The organism is Campylobacter sp. RM5063 (assembly GCF_024723655.1).
Classification (GTDB): Bacteria; Campylobacterota; Campylobacteria; order Campylobacterales; family Campylobacteraceae; genus Campylobacter_D; species Campylobacter_D lari_D.
The window spans coordinates 1-1066 of the sequence record NZ_JANQDA010000055.1 but is presented as its reverse complement, the minus strand read 5'-3'; the positions used below and the strand labels follow the sequence as shown (position 1 = coordinate 1066).

Below are 1066 nucleotides of genomic sequence, written 5' to 3'. Positions count from 1 at the left end.
GTTTTTTAATATTGTGTTTTAAGAAAATTTATATTTATCCAATATTATTTATATAGATAATTTTTTATTAATATATCGTTTTTTAAATTTATACTCCTATGAGATAATTTTTTCACTTTCAAAAAATAACTACAAATTTACATAAAAAGGAAAACCAATGAAAAGTGCGAAAATAAAAATCTCACTCATAGCAAATTTTATTGCTATATTTTGTCTACTTATTTTAGGCATTATAACTTTTGTTTTTGTAAAAGACTCTCTGTTTAAAGAAGTTATAAAAGCAGAACAAGATAAACTTATTTCTGCAAAAAATTTAACACAAAATTTTTATAACAACTCTTCAAGTGCATTAGAAAGATTTGCCCAAAGTATTTTACACCATCCATATGAAATTTTAGCCAACGAAGAAACATTAATAGAAGATGTTGGAATTCAGTTAAAAGCTGCAAAAGATATAGGCGATTATCAAGCTATTTATTTGGCAAAACCTGATGGGGAATTAGTTTTAAGTAACAAAGACAGCGATGCCAAAGGAGTAAATTATTTAATTTATGGAAAAGAGCAAAATTATGATGCAACTACAAGAGAATTTTATATAGCAGCTAGAAAGAAAACTGGTTGGAATGTAACTGATATTTATACAGATATAGCAACGGGGCTTCCCACTTTTACCTATTCTATATCTTTAACTAAAAATGGTAAGTTTATAGGGGTTTTAGCTATCGATGTTTCTGTGAAGAAATTAGAAGATAGATTAAAACATTTACCAGGCTCATCTTTTGTTTTTGATAAAGCATTGTTTGCATTTGCTTCAACCGATGAAAACTATTTTGGCAAAGATAATAAAAATGTTGCTATTGTTGCTAAAGCTTTTAGTAAAGCAAAACCAGGCGAGGCGTTTTTTTATACTAATGAAATGGGTAAAGAAAAATTATCTATTTGCGATAAAATAGATTCAGATACTATCTGCAGTGTAACAGATATTGACAGCATAGAAGAATCTAGCAAGAAAATGGCCTATATTCAAATTACTGCAGTTATTGCAGCTAGTTTTATAAGTATCATT

1 protein-coding gene is annotated in these 1066 nt (G+C 27.5%); it reads left to right on the top strand.

The annotated features are described in order from the left end of the window. Nucleotides 1-157: 157 nt before the first annotated feature. Nucleotides 158-1066 (top strand): PDC sensor domain-containing protein (locus CAMP5063_RS08310; RefSeq protein ID WP_263660029.1); only part of this gene is annotated, 909 nt, incomplete at its 3' end.